This is a genomic window from Paraburkholderia sp. FT54, from assembly GCF_031585635.1.
In the GTDB taxonomy this organism is placed as follows: domain Bacteria; phylum Pseudomonadota; class Gammaproteobacteria; order Burkholderiales; family Burkholderiaceae; genus Paraburkholderia.
Genome location: NZ_CP134195.1, coordinates 2477031 through 2496954, shown reverse-complemented (window position 1 = coordinate 2496954; position 19924 = coordinate 2477031). Strand labels below are relative to the sequence as shown.

The 19924-nt window shown below is 64.5% G+C and carries 16 protein-coding genes; 6 read left to right on the top strand and 10 right to left on the bottom strand.

Annotated elements, in window-relative coordinates:
* The first annotated feature begins 10 nt into the window (after positions 1-10).
* Positions 11-706 (top strand): ribose-5-phosphate isomerase RpiA, encoded by a 696-nt coding sequence (gene rpiA / locus RI103_RS11655; protein ID WP_310812176.1) that lies wholly within the window; start codon positions 11-13, stop codon positions 704-706.
* A 96-nt stretch (positions 707-802) separates the two neighbouring features.
* Here the strand turns inward: rpiA and RI103_RS11650 are convergent, their stop codons facing one another.
* Entirely contained in the window at positions 803-2080 is a 1278-nt protein-coding gene (locus RI103_RS11650; protein ID WP_310812175.1) for a glycosyltransferase family 4 protein, read from the bottom strand.
* A gap of 168 nt (positions 2081-2248) precedes the next feature.
* Here RI103_RS11650 and RI103_RS11645 point away from each other — a divergent pair, with 168 nt between their 5' ends.
* The 3 genes from RI103_RS11645 to RI103_RS11640 all read left to right on the top strand — a co-directional run bounded on the left by RI103_RS11645 (position 2249) and on the right by RI103_RS11640 (position 4437).
* Positions 2249-3466: a glycosyltransferase family 4 protein gene (locus tag RI103_RS11645; protein WP_310812174.1), complete on the top strand. Its 1218-nt coding sequence runs from the start codon at positions 2249-2251 to the stop codon at positions 3464-3466.
* Between the two features lie 450 nt (positions 3467-3916).
* Entirely contained in the window at positions 3917-4018 is a 102-nt protein-coding gene (locus RI103_RS39630) for a type II toxin-antitoxin system HigB family toxin (protein ID WP_409076985.1), read from the top strand.
* Positions 4015-4437, top strand: a complete 423-nt coding sequence (locus RI103_RS11640) for a transcriptional regulator (RefSeq protein ID WP_310812173.1) — start codon at positions 4015-4017, stop codon at positions 4435-4437. Before RI103_RS39630 ends, RI103_RS11640 begins: the two co-directional genes overlap by 4 nt.
* 409 nt (positions 4438-4846) lie before the next feature.
* Here the strand turns inward: RI103_RS11640 and RI103_RS11635 are convergent, their stop codons facing one another.
* From RI103_RS11635 to RI103_RS11595, 9 genes are all read right to left on the bottom strand, one after another.
* Positions 4847-7243 carry a polysaccharide biosynthesis tyrosine autokinase gene (locus RI103_RS11635; protein ID WP_310812172.1) on the bottom strand — a complete coding sequence of 799 codons (2397 nt, stop codon included), beginning with the start codon at positions 7241-7243 and terminating at the stop codon, positions 4847-4849.
* A gap of 141 nt (positions 7244-7384) precedes the next feature.
* Entirely contained in the window at positions 7385-8338 is a 954-nt protein-coding gene (locus tag RI103_RS11630; protein WP_310812171.1) for a glycosyltransferase, read from the bottom strand.
* A gap of 2 nt (positions 8339-8340) precedes the next feature.
* Positions 8341-9726, bottom strand: a complete 1386-nt coding sequence (locus tag RI103_RS11625) for an undecaprenyl-phosphate glucose phosphotransferase (RefSeq protein WP_310812170.1) — start codon at positions 9724-9726, stop codon at positions 8341-8343.
* Positions 9727-9762: 36 nt separating this feature from the next.
* Entirely contained in the window at positions 9763-10497 is a 735-nt protein-coding gene (locus tag RI103_RS11620; protein ID WP_006048767.1) for a Crp/Fnr family transcriptional regulator, read from the bottom strand.
* Positions 10498-11126: 629 nt separating this feature from the next.
* A complete protein-coding gene (locus tag RI103_RS11615; protein WP_310812169.1) occupies positions 11127-13760 on the bottom strand; it encodes a glycosyl hydrolase 2 galactose-binding domain-containing protein in 2634 nt (877 codons plus the stop codon).
* Positions 13761-13800: 40 nt separating this feature from the next.
* On the bottom strand, positions 13801-14874 hold the full coding sequence (locus tag RI103_RS11610) for a DUF1839 family protein (RefSeq protein WP_310812168.1): 1074 nt from the start codon (positions 14872-14874) through the stop codon (positions 13801-13803).
* Entirely contained in the window at positions 14871-15935 is a 1065-nt protein-coding gene (locus tag RI103_RS11605; protein WP_310812167.1) for an amino acid--[acyl-carrier-protein] ligase, read from the bottom strand. The genes RI103_RS11610 and RI103_RS11605 overlap by 4 nt, the downstream gene beginning before the upstream one ends.
* Position 15936: 1 nt before the next feature.
* A complete protein-coding gene (locus RI103_RS11600) occupies positions 15937-17223 on the bottom strand; it encodes an acyl-CoA dehydrogenase family protein (protein ID WP_310812166.1) in 1287 nt (428 codons plus the stop codon).
* Complete coding sequence (locus tag RI103_RS11595) at positions 17220-17471, bottom strand: acyl carrier protein (protein ID WP_007182182.1); 252 nt, start codon at positions 17469-17471, stop codon at positions 17220-17222. Before RI103_RS11595 ends, RI103_RS11600 begins: the two co-directional genes overlap by 4 nt.
* Positions 17472-17831: 360 nt before the next feature.
* Here RI103_RS11595 and RI103_RS11590 point away from each other — a divergent pair, with 360 nt between their 5' ends.
* Together RI103_RS11590 and RI103_RS11585 are read left to right on the top strand one after the other, a co-directional pair.
* A complete protein-coding gene (locus tag RI103_RS11590) occupies positions 17832-18365 on the top strand; it encodes a GNAT family N-acetyltransferase (protein ID WP_310812165.1) in 534 nt (177 codons plus the stop codon).
* On the top strand, positions 18365-19921 hold the full coding sequence (locus tag RI103_RS11585; protein WP_310812164.1) for a hypothetical protein: 1557 nt from the start codon (positions 18365-18367) through the stop codon (positions 19919-19921). The genes RI103_RS11590 and RI103_RS11585 overlap by 1 nt, the downstream gene beginning before the upstream one ends.
* Positions 19922-19924: the final 3 nt, after the last annotated feature.

Here is a 19924-nt window from a genome sequence, read left to right as displayed (position 1 = left end):
TGCCTCTCCCATGACTCAAGACGAACTCAAGCAACTGGTCGGCCAGGCCGCCGCCGACTACGTGAACGCCACCGTGCCCGAAGGCTCGATAATCGGCGTCGGTACAGGCTCCACCGCGAACTGTTTCATCGACGCGCTCGCCGCCAACAAGGCGCGCTATCGCGGCGCGGTGTCGAGTTCGCTCGCCACGACCGCGCGGCTGCAATCGCACGGCTTCAAGGTGCTCGACCTCAACGAAATCGATTCGCTGCCAGTCTATGTGGACGGTGCCGACGAGATCGACCACAGCGGCGCGATGATCAAGGGCGGCGGCGGTGCGCTGACGCGCGAGAAGATCGTCGCGTCGGTGTCGGACGTGTTCGTGTGCATCGCGGACGCCAGCAAGCTGGTCGAGACGCTCGGTACTTTCCCGCTGCCGATCGAAGTGGTGCCGATGGCGCGTACCGCGATCGGCCGCCGCGTCACGGCGCTCGGCGGCGTGCCGGTGGTGCGCGTCACGAAAGAAGGCGTGCCGTTCATTACCGACAACGGCAACGAAATCATCGACGTCAAGGGTTTGCGCATCAGCGACCCACGTACGCTGGAAATGCACATCAACGCATGGCCGGGCGTGGTGACAGTGGGCCTGTTCGCCGGCCGTGGCGCGAATCTGTGCCTGCTCGGCACGGACACCGGCGTCGAGACGATCGAGTACAGCAAGGGCTGAGCAGCACCGCCCGAGCCTTGCGCGCGAGCCTGGGCTCAAGCGGCTCGCGCGGACATCGAGTGCGCAACGCCAAATGGCATGGCGCATCCACATGCATTAGCGCGCGGCTTGCCTGACTGCCTGCGTCATCCGCTGCAAATACAGTTCCACTGAAAATTCCGTTTGTGCATCGGCCAGCGCCTGCTGCGCAAGACGCTGCGCCAAAACCGGATCGGCACGCAATGTGCCGATCGCGTCAGCCAATGCCACGGCATCCCCCGGTTTCACCAGCCAGCCGTTGCGTGCGTGCCGCACGATCTCGGTCACGCCGCCGGCCGCCGACGCGATCACCGGACGTCCCGCCGCCATCCCTTCGACGATCACCCGCCCAAACGGCTCGGGTTCGGTCGACGTGTGCAGGATCACGTCCATCGCTTTCATCCACGCGGGCACGTCGTCCTGAAAGCCCGCGAAGTGCACGCGATCCGTCACCCCGAGCGCCGCGGCCTGCTCGCACAGGCGTTGCGCGTACGCATCCTCGCCGAATAGCGGTGCGCCGACCAGCACCAGATGCGCGTGCGGCAAACGCGCCAGCGCATCGAGCGCGATATGCTGGCCTTTCCACGGCGCGAGACGGCCGAACAGCCCCGCGAGCCACGCCGCTTCCGGCAAGCCGAGACGGCGCCGCAACGCGGCCGCGTCGCTGCCGTCCACACGGCTGAAGGCGGCCGCGTCGATGCCGTTGTAGACGACCGGCACCGAGTCGGCTGCGATACCCGTGAGCGCGGCAAGGGAGCGCGCGGATGCCTGCGAATTCACCACGACCTGATCGACCGCGAAGCGCACCAGCCATTTGACGATGCTCAACTGCACACGCCCGAAATGCTCACGCGTGAGAATGTCGTGCTGATACCAGATCACCGGTTTGCGATGCAGCGGTTTGCCGAGCGCCCCGAGCACCAGCGCTTTTTGCGTGTTGAGAAACAGCACGTCGAAACGGCGCGCATGCGTGGCGATCGCGCGCACCTGACGCAGCATGGCGGGCACGACGCGCAGACAGTTCATCACGGACGCTTGCCGCTCGACGCCCGACACCCGCGCGTCGTTCATCACCTGGACGCGCGCGCCGAGCGCTTCGAGGCGCGCGCGAAACGGCCCATCGGAAAGCAGAATGACCTCGCTGTGCGCGGCGCAATGTCCAGCCAGTTGCAGCAGCGCGAATTCGGCGCCGCCGAGCTGGCCGCTCTGATCGACGAACAGCACGCGCGGTGCCGCAGGCGTCGCGGTGTTTGCGGCCGACGTCGAAGCCGCGGGTGCGGCAGGAGGATCGATCAGCGCCGGCTGAACCAGCGGTAAGGAATGGGTGAGGGGCGAGGCGTCGATCGTCGGGCGCATAGGAGGGCGTAGTCATTGAACGCGCAGGTTCGCAATAGGCGAAGAGCGATGCTTAATTATTCGCGAGCTGTCACGCGTCGAATGTGGGCACGCGCACGCACAGCAAACGAAGCGCCACATACACTCGTTGCTAAGCCCAAGAGGCGTTAAATAGAAAACGGGGGGATCATGAAAGTGGCGATCGTGCACGACTGGTTAGTCGCGCCGGGCGGGGCGGAGAAGGTGCTTGAGCAGATCATCGAGTGCTTTCCCGACGCGGATCTCTTCAGTCTTGTCGATTTCCTCGAAGACCGTGGGCCGCTAGGCGGCAAGCCCGTGACGACTTCATTCATTCAGCGCCTGCCATTCGCGCGACGCCATTATCGAGCTTATTTACCGTTGATGCCGCTTGCCGTCGAACAATTCGATCTGTCCGGCTATGACCTCATCATTACGAGTTCCTATGCGGTCGCCAAGGGTGTGCTGGTCGGCCCGGATCAGACGCATGTGAGTTACGTGCATTCGCCGATGCGCTACGCGTGGGATCTGCAGCATCAGTACCTACGCGAAGCGAATCTTACGCATGGACCGAGGTCGTGGGCGGCGCGCGCGTTGCTCCACTATCTGCGCGGCTGGGATTCGCACTCGGCGAACGGCGTCGACCGCCTGATCGCGAACTCGCACTTCGTTGCGCGTCGCGTGATGAAAACCTACCGGCGCGATGCGGCCGTGATTTCGCCGCCCGTCGACGTGAACGAATTCGAACTGTGCACGCGCAAGGAAGATTTTTATCTGACCGCTTCGCGCATGGTGCCGTACAAACGCATCGATCTGATTGTCGAGACATTCAATGCCACGCCGCACCGCAAGCTGGTCGTGATTGGCGACGGGCCGGAGATGGCGGCGATTCGCGCCAGGGCCCGTCCGAATGTGACGATTCTCGGCTATCAGCCGTTCGAGGTGCTGAAGGACCATCTGCAACGCGCGCGAGCCTTCGTGTTCGCCGCCGAGGAGGACTTCGGCATCGTCGCGCTCGAAGCGCAGGCATGCGGCACGCCGGTGATTGCATTCGGCAAGGGCGGCGCGCTCGAAACCGTGGTGCCGATCGGCGAGGCGCATCCGACCGGCGTGTATTTCGCTCGTCAGACCGTGGTGTCGATGCTCGACGCAATCGATCGCTTCGAGCGTCAGCGCGACCAGATCACGCCGGCGGCATGCCGCGCGAACGCGGAACGTTTTTCGGCGGCAGTGTTCCGGCGCGCCTTCATGGCCGAAGTCACGCGGACGATCGCGGCGGCAGGGCTGCGTCAGCGGATTGGAACAGTGGAGCGGATCGAACCGGATCTTGCCACCCAGGAGCTACGGTGGCCCGGCGAGCCGGCGCAGAAAAGCAGTTGGGGCCGCTGACGTGCTCGAACGCGATAGCGTCAGCCGGCCTCCGCATGTTGGCGCGACGACGCCGGGAAGCGGCAAGTCGGCCAATTATTCGCGTATTGGGAACTTCGCAGTACGCGAATAAAATGCTTTCGTCGTACCGCAGTCAGTTGTAAATAGCCGTTCGGACGATGCCGTCCGGCCGGCTATTGGTGTCGATTCGCTCCGTTTGGCCTTGCAGGTGAAGCGCGCATTCTCAGCGCGCGAACATGTGCGAGGACATCCGATGCGGGTCATCTCAAAGAAAGCGTTGCTGGACTTCATAAAGAGACATCCGGGGTGCGCGGTGCGCTATTGACGAGGTATTCACTGGCGCAGGCATGCCTCGCGTATGCCCATAACGACCTGAAGCAGACGTTCGCCCGCATGGACTACGTGCCGCCTTAATACTCGGTTTTCGATGTAGGCGGCAACCGGTTCCGGATCGTCGCGGCGTGTCACTACAACAGGCAGTCGTTGTTCGTTCGTCATGTATTGACGCATGCGCAGTACGACCTTTGGACGAGGAAGAATCTAAACTCATGAATGCCGATCGCCTTCCGGGAGCTTTTCCCGACATCGCTCAAACCTGGGCGGCGCTGCAAGCGCAGTTGCCGATCACGCCCATTCGCAACGAGCAGGACTACCAGACCATGGTGCGGCTCGCCAACTCGCTCGCCGATCATCTGAACAGCAACGAGGAGGACCCGCTCGCCGATCTGTTCGCGATCGTGACCGACCTGGTCGAAAGCTGGGAATCGCATCACGTGACGATTCCAAAAGCGGAGCCGCGCGAGGTCTTGCGGCATCTGCTGGAAACGCATGGGCTCAAGCAGAAGGACCTGATAGGTATCGCGTCGCCCACCGTGGTGAGCGATATTCTCGCGGGCCGTCGCGCCATCAGCAAGAAGGTGGCCAAGGCGCTGGCCGTGCGTTTTCATACCGACGTCAGCGCGTTTCTGTAAAAGCCGCGCAACGCCGGAGCTGGCCGCGCGCGTGCGCGGTGCTGACCGGCAAGCGCTCTCGTCGCGCGCCTCGTCGTCTCCATACCGCGCCCTCGGCATGTGCATAGCCGTCGGCGTCGGTGCCGCCGCATTGGCGTCGGTGCCGCCGCATTGGCGTCGGTGCCGCCGCATTGGCGTCGGTGCCGCCGCATTGGCGTCGTTCCCGTTTCTGTTCCCTTTCCGTCGCACGAACCACGCGGACGAAACGTACCCACGCCACCCCACTCAAGCCACGTACAAAGCAGCCCTACGCGCGCCACGCGTTAGAAGCGCGTGCGCCAACCAGGCCTGAGGAAACTCCGTCCCAATACAAAAAGGGCTGTGCCTCGATCCGGCACAGCCCTTTGCTTCGTCTTGCGTTCAACGCGCCTTAGCGCGGCGCATGAATGTCAGGCGGATCGCCGGCGGAGTAGGTGTATGCATACGCATAGTCGTACGTGCCGTTCCGGTTGTGGCTCTTGAGCGGCACCGCGTTCATCACGCCGCCTACCACCCGCGCCCGCGCGCGCCGCAACTTCTTCAGCGCGTCGGCTACATGGCCTTCGGTGTGTGCGCCGGAACGCATCACCAGCACGGTCGAGCCGGCGATATTGGCGACCACCGCGGCGTCCGCCACCGCCAGCAGCGGCGGCGTATCCACGATGACCAGATCGAACTCCTGCTCGAAACGTGCGAGGATTTCGCTGAAGCGCGACGACGTCAGAATCTCCGACGGGTTCGGCGGATAAGCGCCCGCCGCGATGAAGTGCAGCCCGTCCACACCGGTCGCGCGCGCCACGGCTTCCAGATCCGCCTGGCCGGTCAGCAGTTCGGTCAGTCCGCCGTCAGGCGAGCGGCCGAGATAGTGCGCGAGCCGGCCGCGCCGCAGATCGGCGTCGATCAGCAGCACGCGCTTGCCCGATTCGGCCATCAGCGCGGCGAGGTTCGCGCACAAAAAGCTCTTGCCGTCCGAAGGCGCCGGGCTCGTGATCGCGACGATGCGGTTGGGCGCGTCGAGCAGGCCGAACTGCAGCGTGGCGCGCAATCCGCGCAAGCCTTCTACCGTCGTGTCGTACGGATGGGTCTTCACCAGCAGCGGCCGGATCGGCGTCCTGCCCGAGCCGATCACGGTCTGCGTGCCCACCGGCACTTCGCCCGCCGGGCGTCGCCGCAGCAGCTGCATGACGCCCGACGGCTCGTCGGCGACCGCGGGCACCTCGGTCGGCGTGGAGCGCGGCGCGGGCAGGGCGGCGCTGCGCATCGCGCTCAGTTGACGGTCGCTGCGCGCCTGTTCCGGACTGAAGGCGATCGAGCCGAAAATCGGCAGATGAAAACGCCGTTCGACGAACTCGGGGTCGGCCACGCCGGTAAAGAACGTGCGGCGGCAGAACGCGAACAGAATGCCGCTGATCACGCCGAGCAGCGTACCCGCCGAAATGATCAGCGTCGACTTCGGCCGCACCGGCTGGGACGGCAGCAGGGCTTCGTCGATGATATGCACGTTGCCGATCGTGCCGGCACGTGAAATCGACAGCTCCTGCGTTTTGTTCAGCAGCGTCACATAGATTTCCCCAGCAACCTTCGCATCGCGCTGCAAGGCGATGGCGTTGCGCTCGGAACTCGGCAGCGAGGCGAAATGATCTTCGAAGCGCTTCTTCTCGCGCGTCATCGCGGCGATTTGCGCGTCGACCTGCTGCACCTCTTGCGACGCTTCGGTGAAACGCTGCAACAGTTGCGCGCGCTGGATGCGCAGCGTGCCAAGCTGCTTGTCATAATCGAGGCCGCCGGCCAGGTACACGCCGGCTTCCTGGGTCGGCTGGAACGAGAACGAGCCGACTTTCGACTGATACTCCGACAAGGCGGTTTCCGTCCGCTTCACTTCTTCGCGCAGGCGCGGCAATTCGCCGTTCAGGAAGCTCAGCATGCGGCTCGCTTCTTCCTGAGCGCGTTCGGTGCGTTGCTTCAGATAGGACTTTGCCACCGCGTTGGCGATATCGGTGATCGCGTGCGGGTCGGCGCCGGTGTACGACAGTTGCACGACGCCGGTGTCGCGACCTTTCTCCGTGACCTGCAGACCGGCGGCAAGGCCGGTGACCGCGTCGAGCTGGTTGTAGCGCGTCACGTAGAACTCGGTGCCCGGACGCGCCACCAGTGTCTTCACGAACAGGCTGACGCCGCCGGCTTCGGCTTCCTGGCCGGCGACGCCGGTCAGGATCTGCTGGCCGAACGCATCGGTCAGTTCGTAGCGGCCGTGCTCGAGCGCGCGCAGCGTGAGGCGCGCGCCTTCGAGCGGCTTTGGCACGGTGATCGACTGAACCTCGAATTGCTCGCCGCCCCACGCATACGAATCCAGGCCGAAGGCCGTGCCGAGCGGATGGCCCGGACGCGCGAACAGCGCCGAGATCTTGCCGAGCACCGGCACGGACTTCTCGGACGTGGTGAAGTTCAGCTTGAACTGTTCGACGACGGGTTCGACCACCGCACGGCTCTTGATGATTTCGATTTCCGCGTCGGTGCGCATCGGGCCGACCGTCGGCATGAGCGACGCCGAGTTCTGGGCTTGCGCGTTGCCGTTGTTGTTGCTTTGCGCGTCGACCTGAAGCAGCGCGTCGGCGGAATAGATCGGTGTGGCGATCTTCGTATAGAGCACCGCGGCGAGAATCACGCTCGCGGCAATCCCGATCACCCACCAGATCTGATCCATGACCATGCGCAAGAGGTCGCGCATGACGGCGTCTTCGTCGCTGCTGGACGCCGGTCCTGGTTCCAGCATGTCGTATGTACTCATAGTGATACCCCGTTGCGAGCGATTGTTCTGAACAACTGTGCCAACTGTGCTTCGTGGAAAAGCGGTGTGGCCGCGAGCCCGGCGGCCATCGTTCTGATCGTCATGTTGTGGTCCCCCGCGAGAAGCCGGTGCGTTGATCGGTCAGCGCATCGCTTCCTGCCATGCCCCGCGCATTGCGCGTAAACCGACCCGCCATTTGCGAAACGCAAGCGCCACGCCGCCGCGCTCGAATGCCAACGACAATGCGCGCAGGAACCCCGGGTCCGCACGATCGCCGATCAGCGTCGAGTAAACGACGAACGCCCATCGGCCGGGCGGCGTCAGGTATTCGCACATGATGAGTCGGAGATTGAATGACGCGTTATAGAACGCCGCGTCGTTGAAGGTGAAACGCTGGTCTTCGTCGCTGCGCTGGGCAGGGAAGTGCTCCACCAGCAGCGCGGGGTCGTAGATCAGTTTCCAGCCGCGCCGTTGCACGTCGAGACTGAAAGCCATCTCGCAGTGAACCTGCGCGCCGGTGCCGCGCAAGCGGCCGTCGAAGCGCAGCGCGCCGATCGCCTCGCGGCGAAACGACATGTTCACCCCTTTAAGCACGTGCACTTCACGCGCCTTGCCGTGGCCGATATGGTGATTGCCGATGGTCCGCCCATACCAGCGCACGATGCCCACGCGCGGCTTCTGCCCCTGCAGGATGCCGTTGCGTTCATGCACGATGTCGCGTCCGCCCAGGCCGCCGAGCGCCGCATCGCGTTCGAAGGCGCGCGCGATCCGCGCGATCCAGTCCGAATGCGGCGCGGCGTCGTCGTCGGTGAAGCAGAGCACGTCGCCGCTCGCGCTCTCGATCCCGAGGTTGTACGCGGCGACCACGCCCGGCTTGCGCACCAGCACGACCACGCGGCGCGGATCGGGCCGGTTGGCCTCGCGGGTGCGCAGCCAGTCGAGCGTGGCGTAATCGTCATGACGTGCGATCACGATCATTTCGTCGGCACGGCGCTCCTGGGCGTCGAGTGCCGCGAGGCAGCGCGCCAGATCGGCAGTGCGCCGGTAGGTCGGCACGATCACGGAGACTTTCACGAACGGTTCCCGTATTGGCATGATCAGAATGCGTTGCGGCCGACAAAGCCCTTGAAGATCGTGATGAACACGATCTTCATGTCGAACCAGAACGACCAGTTATGAATGTAGAAGAGATCGAACTTGACGCGCGCTTCCATCTTTTCCACCTTGCTCGTGGCGCCGCGATAGCCGTTGACCTGCGCCCAGCCCGTGATGCCCGGCTTGATCCGGTAGCGGTACATGTAGCCGTACACCTGATCCTTGTAGAGGTCGTCGTGTTCCACCGCATGCGGTCGCGGCCCGACCACCGACATTTGCCCGAGCAGCACGTTGAGAAACTGCGGCAGCTCGTCCAGACTGGTGCGGCGCATGAAGGCGCCGAGCTTCGTGACGCGGGCGTCGTTGCGCGAGGCTTGGGTGAGCTGGCCCTGCGCTTCGTGATGCACGTTCATCGAGCGGAACTTGTAGATCGCGAACGGCTGGCCGTCCACGCCCTTGCGCGTCTGGCGAAAGAACACCGGCCCCGGCGAGCCGAGCTTGATGCCGATCGCGAGCGCGACGAACACCGGCGCGAGCGCGAGCAGCGCGGCCGCGGCGAACAGGCGGTCGAAGACCAGCTTGGGCCACATCTGCGGCGGCGAGAAGGGCGTCGCGCTCAGATTGAGCGTCGGCAAGCCGACCACATCGACCAGCGCGTGATTGAAAAGCGAAAGGCTGCGTACATCGGGAATGAAGCGCAGATTCACGAAGTCATGGCGGAACATGCGCGTGAACCGGTAGATCGTATGTTCTTCGGAAAGCGGCAACGCGAGCCACACTTCGTTCACATGGTCTTCGCGCACCTTGGCGGCGAATGCGTTCAGATCGGTCAGGACCGGCAGCCGGTTCAGACGCGCGCCGTACGTTTCGGCCGCTTCGATGCTGGTGTCGAATACGCAGACCGGTTTGAAGCCGGCTTGCGGCGCATGTTCGAGATGGGCGAGCAGCGTGCGCGCAAAGCCCGGTGCGCCGACGATCGCGACGGTGCGGTAATTCATCCCGCGACGCCGCACGATGCGCAGCGCCACATGCACGAGGCACTTGGTGACGATGATCAGCGCGCCGGAAATCAGCGTCGAGTAACCGAACCACAAGCGCGACACCGCATCCATGCGATGCAGGGTGAACGCCAGCACGAGCGCGGTGAAGACCACGACCATCCACGCGGCAGCGACTCTCGCCAGCATGGAAGCCAGCGGCTTGCCGCGCCAGGTTTCATAGACTCCGAAGCCGGGAAACAGCAACAGCAGCAGTACGCAGTTGAAGGCGATCAAAAGACGTTCGGTGTCCGACAGCGCAATCGGCGTCGAGAACCGCATCCAGTGAGCGAGCAGGCCTCCCGCAATCACGAAGAGTGCGTCGAGGAATCGCGCAGTATTCCTGAACATGTTTGACTCTATTCATTAGTCAGACGAACCAGCGCTTTACTCGACGGTTTCGGCCTGGCGAAGACGCGGCAGAAGGCGGTCGAATTCGCGCTTGACGAGGCCATAGCATTCGCAGGCGCGTGCTTCGAGTCCTTTACGGTCGAGCACCTTGATGTGGCCGCGGCTATGATGGATCAGGCCTTCGTCGTGCAACTTGCCGGCCGCTTCGGTAATGCCTTCGCGGCGCACGCCGAGCATGTCGGCGATCAGTTGCTGGGTCACGGTCAGGTCGTTCGAGGCAACGCGGTCCACCTCGATCAGGAGCCACCGGCACAGTTGCTTGTTCAGCGCGTGGTGGCGGTTGCAGGCGGCGGTTTGCGCGACTTGCGTGAGCAGAGCGTGCATGTACAGCAGCATCAGGCGGCGCAGGAAGTCGGAGCGGGCGAATTGCTGCTTGAGCGCCTGTGCGCTCATGCGGTAGGCGAAGCCGGCGCATTGCACCTGCACGCGGTTCGGCATGGTTTCGCCGCCCGTGAGCACCGGCACGCCGGTCATGCCTTCGCGGCCGACCGCGGCGATTTCGACCGAGCTGCCGTCTTCCATCGTCGAGAGCATCGAGATGATCGCAGTGGTCGGGAAGTAGACGTGATGAATGCGCTGACCGGAGTCGCACAGCAATTGCTCAGTGCGCAGATGAACCAGTTCGAGATGGGGAGCCAGCGCCTGCCATTCATGGGACGGCAATGCGCCGAGCAAATGGTTACCGTGCAAATCGGATTGAAGTGTCAACATGATCGGTCCTCGCGTGAAAGTCGCGCTCTGCGTGACTTTCTGTTTTTGATCCGATGCCTGCATCCCTTTTGTACGGCGTGCTGCCTGGCGAGCAGCGAAGGATGAACAGGACCGGCCCCGTATTGGCCTGATGCGCCGCCGCCGTTGTTGTCGGTCTGTCTGCGGTGACGCGGTGTTGCGCTCTTCTATTAGCGAGGAGCGTGCCAGCGATAGGCAAAACAAGGACTGGTGCGGGGTAACGCACCAAGGCTTAGCGGCGCGCGAAGCCAAACGTGGCTTTTTGTTTCAAATCTGCACAACGTCCTCGCGACCGGCACGCGCCTCGCGGACTCGTCTGGTTACGCTCAAATCCTTGATGCGATTGGGTCAGCGGGTGCTGGAAGGGGCTTGACGGCACTTGTCTCACGCTTGAACCAGCCCCTCGATACACGTTGTCACGCGGCGTCCGGGATGTGCCGGAAATGATTCAGATGTGTTCAACGCGCTTGGTTCGGTGCCGTACGGATGATGTTTTTGGCAACGCAAAAGTCTGAGAAAAACCAACAGTGATTCCGCAGACCAGACAGGTCGATACGCGCAGCGCGAGGTTTTACGCGCCTTGCGAAGGGGTGGTTAGATCAGGGAGACGGTCAGCCGTAGAAGATGGCGGATATCGCATTGACCGCGCGAACTTCACCGGCGGGCGCCGCGTATGTTGCATCAGCTTTAAACACGGCATTCGATGCGGGTGCAACGAATCGTTCCTGCGGCGCGAGCGGGATGAGCGGTACGACGCAAGGCCGGTTCGGCGGCAGATGAAACCAGTCGCGCGCGGCCCGATAGTGTGTGTCAACGATATGAACGAAGCGCGCAAAACGCTTCGCCTCGATCACGAGTTGCCAGCCGTCGCCGTTGCGCTCGGCGGCGACCGTCAGTCCCAGATCGTGGCGCTCGCTCACGCGCCGCTCAGGCAGATGAAACGCTTCCCCGACGATCCGGCCGCTCGCCTGGTCGCGCAGCGTGGCGATCGTGACGTCGTGCGCGCGCGAGCCGAAGCGGTACGCGTGGGTGAAATCGAAGAACTGGCCGAGGCACGCGGCCGCGCTCAGTCGCTGCGCACTGTGCGGCGCCAGCTCCACGTCGCAGCCCGCGGAGGCGACCTTGATGCTGCCGTCGCGCAGGCACATCAATTCCAGTCGCGCGCGCAATGGCTGCGCACGCTCGTTGAGCAGATGAATATCGAGGCCGTTGAGGCCCTCGTCGGTCATGACCACCTGAATGGGTTGCAGTGCTTGCACAAGGCCGTGCAGGGCGCTTTTAGGCCGTCCTGTGGCGTCGATCAAGCCCCAGCCCGCGCCGGGGCGCAAATCCTGAAGCTGCCAGACCAGCGCCCCGCCGCAGGTGGAACCGGCGCGGCGCCATTCGGCGAACACCTCGGCCATCAGTTCGGCGACCACCGCGCGCGACAGGTCCAGATAACGTTCGGGGTCTTCGTAGCGCAAGCGCGCCGGATCGACACCGTAGAGCGTCTGCAGATAGTGGTCGCGCACGTCGTCGAAATCCCAGCCGGCGCCGGGGTCGCGCGGCACGGCGGTTTTCCAGCGCGGATCGTGCAGATGTATCGTGCCGAGCGCGTCGTGCAAGGTGGCGTCGTCGGGTACGTTGGCGAAGGCGAGACACTCGGCGGCGAAACGCACCTGCGAGCGGCGCACGTCGTCGAGCGGCCGCTGATAGGCGCCCACGCCGTAGTAGTGCGTGATCCCTTCATTAGTCGAAAACGGCCACACGCCCCCCGAGGGCGAGTTGCCGACATACGGCACGTCGGCGCGTTCACGCGCGACGATGGCGGGCAACTGTTCTGTAAAGATGGGCTGCGCGCGCATCGCAGGCGGCAGGCCGAACATGGCCGCCTGCTGGTCGACTTCGCTGCCGCCGCATAGCACCGCGAGCGAAGCGAAGCGTCGTGTGCGCGTCAGAAACTGCGTGGCCTCACGCTCGATCGACGCGCTGAATGCCGCATCGTTCGGATAGTCGAAATTCGCCAGCGCGAAGTCTTGCCAGATGAGCATGCCGTATTCGTCGGCGAGCGCATAAAACGCGTCGGACTCGTACACCATCGTGCCGCCCACGCGCAGCATGTTCATGCCCGCATCGCGGGCCAGCGTGAACGCGTGGCGCAGTTGCGCCTCGCTGCCGGCGAGCGTGACGAGGTCCGCGCTGGTCCAGCAGGCGCCACGGCAGAACACCGGCACGCCGTTGACGCGCAATGCGAAGCCCATGCCGTCCGCGCCATGGTCCACTTCAATACGACGAAAACCCACTGAACCCAATACGTGCGATGTCGCGTGCCCGTCATCGAGCTGCAACGTCAATGGATATAAAGTGGGCTCGCCGTGCGTGTGCGGCCACCAACGCTCGGCGCGCGGCACGCGTACGCTGCCGGTCAGTGTATATGCATCGCTCCATTGCAAAGACGAAACAGCATCCCCGCATTCAAGCGACGCGCGGCAGGTCGCGTCATCGTGCGGATGAACGAAACGTAGCGTGAGCGAAACAAGGCCGTCGTCGTGATCGAGCCGGCTCGACACGTCGACGGTGTCGAATGCGTGGACCGCGTCGCTCAGCAGCTCCACCGGACGCCATGGGCCGACTGCCTGCACCGAAGGACACCAGCCAGGCATATGGCCGAGCAGCGTGGTGCGCACGTTGCGCAAGGTGGGCGGCGCGACAAGCCGTGGCCGCCAGCGCGCGCGTGAACGTTTGGCCGTCAACGCCGGTGTGAGCGAGCGGAAGCACAGCGCGAGCGTCGCACTGCCGTTCAGTTCGATGTCGAGATCGTGCGCGACGAACATCGAATCAGAGTCGAGGCGCTTGATGCCGTCGAGCCAGACTTCGGCGATGGTGGCGAGGCCATGCAGACGCAAGCGGCGTTTGCCGGTGCCTTCGAGTGCGAGGCGATACCAGTGGTCGTCGAAAGCGAGCGGTGGCGGATGCGCGATGTCCAGCAGACCCGCCGCGCGTCGCGCGCTCGCGACGGTGCCGGGCACCTGCGCGGCGAGCCAGCCGTGCGCGGGTAAATCGGCGGGCGACGCGCACGCGCCCGCCGGCGTACTGACACACTGCCAGCCGAGCTCGAGGCGCCGCGGCCAGAGCGTTTGCGATGCTTGCGCCGACGTGGCATCGACATCGGCTTGACTGGCGTTGCCGGCTTCGTCATGCGCGGTCGCGAGCGCGCCGCTCGCGCCGCCTTCATCAGGCACCAGGTCGATCGTCAGTGCATCCACGGCGAGTTTCCGAGAAGTTCGCAAGGCCGCGCGCGGCGCGTCACAGCACCAGCGCGGCGAGCGGCGGCAGCGTCTTTTCGTAGGCGCTTTCCAGTACGTCGAAGCAGTCTTCGCACAGGTCGCGGCGCCCGCGGGTAATCGCCCGCACGAGCCGGAACTGCATCACCATCGACTCCGACGCAATGCTCTGCGCCGCCGCCGGAATCGATGCCGGCACCTCGAAGCCTTGCGCGGAAAGCCATAACAGATACTTCGACAGAAACTCGAAGTTGGCACCGAGCTGCCGCATCAGGTTGAACGAGTACGGGTGGAAGAACTTTTCGCCGCGTTCGAGCAACGTCTCCAGATGCGCGGGAAACGCGGCACGCCATTGCGAAATCGGATTGGTGAGCGGCCGGCGCCCAAGATGCGCGCACAGCAGTTCCGCCGACGCTTCCGCGAGCGCGGTGCCTTCGAGCGCGGGCCGCGCCTGCTTGGCGAATTCCACGTACGGGAACAACAGATCGGGCTGCTGCGCGAACTGCGGCAGCTTGCGGAACACGCCGTCGTAGTCCTCGCCGTCGAGCAGGTGATAGCCGGTGTTGTGGAAATAGCCGAGACGGCGCGCGGCCGGATCGATGAAGTCGATGCCCACCGTGGTCTTCGGATGCTCGCGCTGGTACGACGTGGCGCGCGTATTCGGCAGGTAGTAGCCGTCCACTTCCACCAGCACGGTGTGGCCGCGCGAGGTCTGCGCGAGCACGCGCGCTTCCAGCGAATCGTAGATGGCCAGCTCCTGCACCTGAGTGCCGTAGAGCCGTTCGAGATCTTCGAGCGGAAACTTGAAGAACGTGAACTGATCGGCTTCGAAATCCTGTGTGACGGTGAAGCCGAGCGCCGCGCGCGGGTCGAGCCCGAAGCCATGCAGCAGTTCGATCCACAGATCGACGTAGCAGTTGGTCTCCTGCCACACACGCTCGCCCTGATGCAGCGCATGAGGCGCATGCTCGCGCAAACGCGCGGCGGGCGCGGCCGGTGTGCCAACGACGCCGCCCGCAGCGGGCAGATCGACGCGCCGGGTCAGCGGGAAAGCCGAGTGCGCGCCATTCGGCATGGGTGTCAGAGACGGATTCATACGCGCTCTCCGGCGCCTTGCTCCGTTTCGCCGGACGCCGGTTGCATGGTTGCGATGCCATGCGCCACACGTGCTTCGGTATCGCCCCACAGCAGCGCGCGCACGTCGTCCGGCCACGTGTCGACGTCGAGTCCATGATGACGGAATAGCGCGAGTGTGATGCGTTCCATGCCGAAACCAACACAGCCGGTATGCGCAACCGTGCCGTCTTCGCACGCGATCTTCCAGATCGCGCCGAAGTGTTCCATGTGATAGTTGAACGACAGGCACGCGGTCTTGCCGCGCGGGTCGGCGACCGGAATCAGCAGTTCGAACTTGAGCGCCTGGGCACGCTGGCTATCGGCGACAATCTTGCCGCCGCGGCCGAAGAACGGGTCGTTGGCGAGGTCCACTTCGACCGGCAATTGCAGCAGCTTCACGAGTAGCGAGCCGCGCTCGATCCACATCTGCCGGAATGCCATCACCTGTTCGCCGCTGCCGAGTCGCACGTACTCGCGCTGGCGGAACATCTGCATGCGGCCGGGATCGAGCGAGGGTTCGTGACGGAAGCAATACGACAGCACGTCGATCGTGCGGCCGTCGGCGGGCAACGGACCGCGCCGCGCCATCACCGGGTAGATCGGGTAGCAGGCGGCCGGCGTGAGCACCACGCGGGTCGGCTTCTGCTGCGCCATCCAGTCGTCGCTGCGGTCGTCGTCGCGTTCGGTCATGGCGTCGTCGAGGGCGCGCAACAGGCGCTGATGGCCCATGTCGTTGCCGCAGAACGAGTGGATCGTGCCCGCCAGATTCGGGAAGCTCTTCAGATACTCGCTGTCTTCGAAGTCGGTGCGGCGCATGGCGGGCGGAAAGCGCAGCACTTCCGGCTGCTGGTCCGCGCCCAGATGCGTGATCGCCACATTCAGACGGTCCACCACGTCTTCGAAAACCTGGCTGCGGCCGTACAGGCCGTTTTCGCCTGTATCGATCAACAGGCCCGCGGCCAGCAGTTCGTCGCGAAAGTTCGGCGCCTCGGCTTGCTGAGCGGCGGCTGCGAGGGCGGCGGTATCGGTCATCGTATTCATGTCAGGCTCTCCCCGGGGCGGCAGGACGTTGCGCGAGCAACAGGCTCGCGGTGTTCTGCGCAATACGGTCGTTATTGATCATCAGCGGCGCGGAGTGCAGATCGCGCAAATGGCGCCCGACGCTGTACGGTGTGCCGTTCTTGTAGCCCGCCATGCCGCAGATCATCAGCACCTCGTGAACGACCTGCAGCGCGGTGGTGGAAATGCTCGTCTTCAGCGTGTTCATGTCGGAGGCGAAGCCGAGCATGGCCGCGAGCGGCGCATCGGCCTGCGAGCCGCCGTGGCGTGCCTGGTGAGCGGCGCGTGCCGCCTCCAGCGCAACCGCTAGGCGCGCCTGCATCATTTGCAGCAGACCGACCGCTTCAGCGAGGCGCAAACCAGCGGGTGGAATCGCACCGGGCTTCGAACGCGCTTGTGCGCGGAAGAACGCTTTCGCGCGATTGACGGCGTCAGTGGCCACGCCGGTCCAAACCGAGGCCCACAACGTGTGCGAGACCGGCAGCATGGTCTGATCGGCGATCTCGGCGAAGGGTGTCGGCAGGATCTGTTCGGCCAGACCCGTGGCGACGAGCCGGAAGCCCTCGCTGCAGGTGCCGCGCATGCCCATCGAATCCCAGCCGCCGCGCTTTTCCAGTTGCGTATCGCCGCGCAACGCGACGATCAGCACCTGGTCGGCGGCTGCCGATTCAGCGGTGCGGCGCGCGGTGACGAGAATGCCGTCGGCGTGCGCGCCGTACGAAATCGTCGGTGCGAGCTTTTCGATGCGAAAGCGCGCAGCGTCGAATTCGACCGAGCAGGCGCTGGTGCGCATATTGCCGCCGATGGTTTCCTCGGAAGTGGCCGACGCCAGCAGCCACTGCTGCTTGACCAGTTGCACGAGCAACTGCCGATGCCATACCGCGTCGCTGCCATGCGCCTCGATACACGCCACCTGGATCTGGTGCATCGCATACACCATGGCGGTGGACGCGCAGCCTTGCGCGAGCGTTTCGCAAATCGCGCCGACGTCCGCGAGCGACAGGCCGGCGCCACCGAACTCGGCAGGCACCATCACCGAGAGCAGGCACTCGCGCTTGAGCGCCTCGAATGCTTCGCTCGGAAAACGCGCCTCGCGGTCCACGGAGTCCGCGAACTGCGCGGCCACCGCTGCACAGCGTTGCGCGGCCGCGCGCCAGCCCGGTTCGGTTTCGACAGCGGTCAGCACCACCGACGCGTCGGCGCCTGCAACCGCATCGTGCGCCTGCATAGGGGCGGCTGCCGCCGCCGCGTCCAGCAGCGGGGCGTTCATGCTGCCGCCTTCGCCTGTTGCAGCTCGGTGACCGCGGCAGCCATCGAATCGATGCTGGAGAACAGCCGGCGCGTCAACAGACGGTCCGGGATCTCAATGCCGAATTCATCTTCGATTGCCAGCATCAGATGCACGGTCGCGAGCGAGGAAAGCCCCGCGGCGTACAGGTCGGCGTCGTCGGCCAGGGTGTCCGGCGGGACATCCAGGCGGGCCGATTCGGAAAGGATGCGTCGCAATGCGGTTTTCATGGTGTGGTCCCCCAGTTGTTCAACGGTCTCGGATGTTGCGAACATCGATCGAACGCACGTGATCGTTATTTGTGTCGATTGCCGCGCGCGGGCCGGCGTGGTCCCCGCGTGGTCCCCGTTTGCCGGACGCGGCGCGTTCACAGTGACTGCGTGCGGTGTCAGGGGGCGTCCTGCCATGCCGTGCCCCGATGTCCGTATTTAAGAATTGTCAAAGCCCAGCGTCAGTGCGATGGCGCACGGAAACACGCGTTTCGCGGACGTACCGTGTAGCCATCAGAACGGGCCGGCCTATGCAGCCAGGCCGTCAAAGCCGGCACGCGATGCCGGCCTCGATGAACTTATTGACCGCTGGGGAACGTGATGAACTGGAAAACGCTGGAATTCGATCAGCTTTCGGCTCGCGAGTTGTATCTGATCTTGCGGGCGCGCAGCGCGGTGTTCGTGGTCGAACAATCGCATGTTTGTCTCGATGCGGATGGCCGTGACGAGAACGCGCTGCACGTGTTCGCCGTGGAGGACATGTCGCGGTCGATGCCGATTCTCGCTTACGCGCGCCTGCAACCCGGCGACGCGGAAGATCCGGAGATCACCATCGACAAGGTGCTGACGAGCCCGCTGCGCCGCGGTGACGGCACCGCCGAACTGCTGCTCGAACGCGTGCTGCAGGCGATCGCCGAGCGTTGGCCGGGACATGCCGCGCGGGTCAGCGCGCCGCTCAATCTGCGCGGCTTCTATGAGCAATTCGGCTTTCGCAAGACGGAAGGGCCGTACCTCGAACACGGCGTGCCGTTCATCGGGCTCACGCGCCAGCTGCGCGCCAGTCAGCCGCTTTTCGGTGGGCGGTGCCGTGAGCGCGGCAGCGCGGTGCTCGTCAACACGTTCGAGTTGCTGTGATGGACCGCATGCTCGTCACGCCTTCCAGCGCACAGGTCGCACTCCCGGGCCCGATGCCGGACAAGCCACGCGCTGCGCCCGGCGCGGCGTTTTCGTCCACGCTCGCCGCGCCGGCCGCTCGCTCGCAGGCCAGGGGCTTGCGTCATCCACTGCGGCTGCCGTTGCTGCTCTTCGCAGTGACGTTGGGACTGATCGCGCTGCATCAGGGCAGGCTGGTCGAATACTTCTTTCCGCTCGGCGCGTTCGGTGTCGCGTTGGTGCTGTATTGGCGCTCGCCCGCGCATTACCTCGGCTTTGTCTGCTGGCTGTTTTTCCTGACGCCGGAAGTGCGCCGTCTCGCGGACTTCGTCAATGGTGCGTTCAATGATCAGAGTCCGATCATGATCGCGCCGTTGCTGGCCGTCGCGCTCACCGGCCTGACCTTGCTCAAACATGTCTCGCTGCTCGGGCAGCGCCGCGCGGCGCCGCTCGTGCTGATCGTGGCCGCGTTGCTGTATGCGTATGTGGTCGGCGTCGCGCAGGCCGGTCCGGCGCCCGCGACCTACACGCTCATCAACTGGCTGTATCCCGTGATGGTGGCGTTCTATCTCACCGTCACGTGGCGCCACTATCCCGCCTATCACCGCGTGTTGTTGAAGACGTTCGTGTATGGCGGACTGCTGATGAGCGTGTACGGCATCATCGAATTCGTTTCGCCGATGCCGTGGGACGCGTTCTGGCTGATCGCCTCGAAGATGCAATCCGAAGGACAGCCGGTGCCATTCGGCATGCGCGTGAGCAGCACGATGAATTCGTGCGGCCCGTTCGCGGTCACGCTCATGACGATTCTGCTGATGTCGCTCGCGGCGCGCGGCAAAACGCGCATCGTGCTGGGCTGCGTGGGGATTCCCGTGCTGCTGCTCACCAGCGCGCGCAGCACGTGGGGCGGCTTTGCGATTGCGCTCGCGTATTCGTTCCTCATGCTCGACGGCAAGAGCCGTATGCGTCTGGTTGCCGGCGTGCTGGGACTGGCCGTGATGGCGACGCCGCTGTTGATGATCGATCAGGTCGCCGAACCGGTGATGCAGCGCTTCAGCACGATGCAGAACCTCGGCCAGGACAACAGCTATCAGGCGCGCGCGGAGTTCTACAAGACCTTTTTCTCCTCGGCGTTCACCGACATCGCGGGGCAGGGGCTCGGCACTACCGGTCTCGGCACCAAGCTGTCCGACGATAAATCGTCGACGGCGATGCTCGATTTCGACAGCGGGCTGATGGAAGTGCCCTTCGTGATGGGCTGGCCAGGCACGCTGCTGTACGCCACCGGCGTCCTCATGCTGCTGTGGCGCGCGTACCGCGCGAGCCGTCTGCATCCGACCGACCTGCTGGCGATTTCCGGCGTCGGCGTAGCCGTGGCGATTTTCTCGATGATGATTTTCATCAACACGCTCGTCTCCGTGTCGGGGATGTTTTTCTTTCTTGGCGTGACGCTGCCGGTGATTTCGCTGCGCTACGCGCGTGAACGCCAGGGCGCCGCCGCCGTCGCTTCGCTGCGAAACCACAAGATATCCAGATGAAGG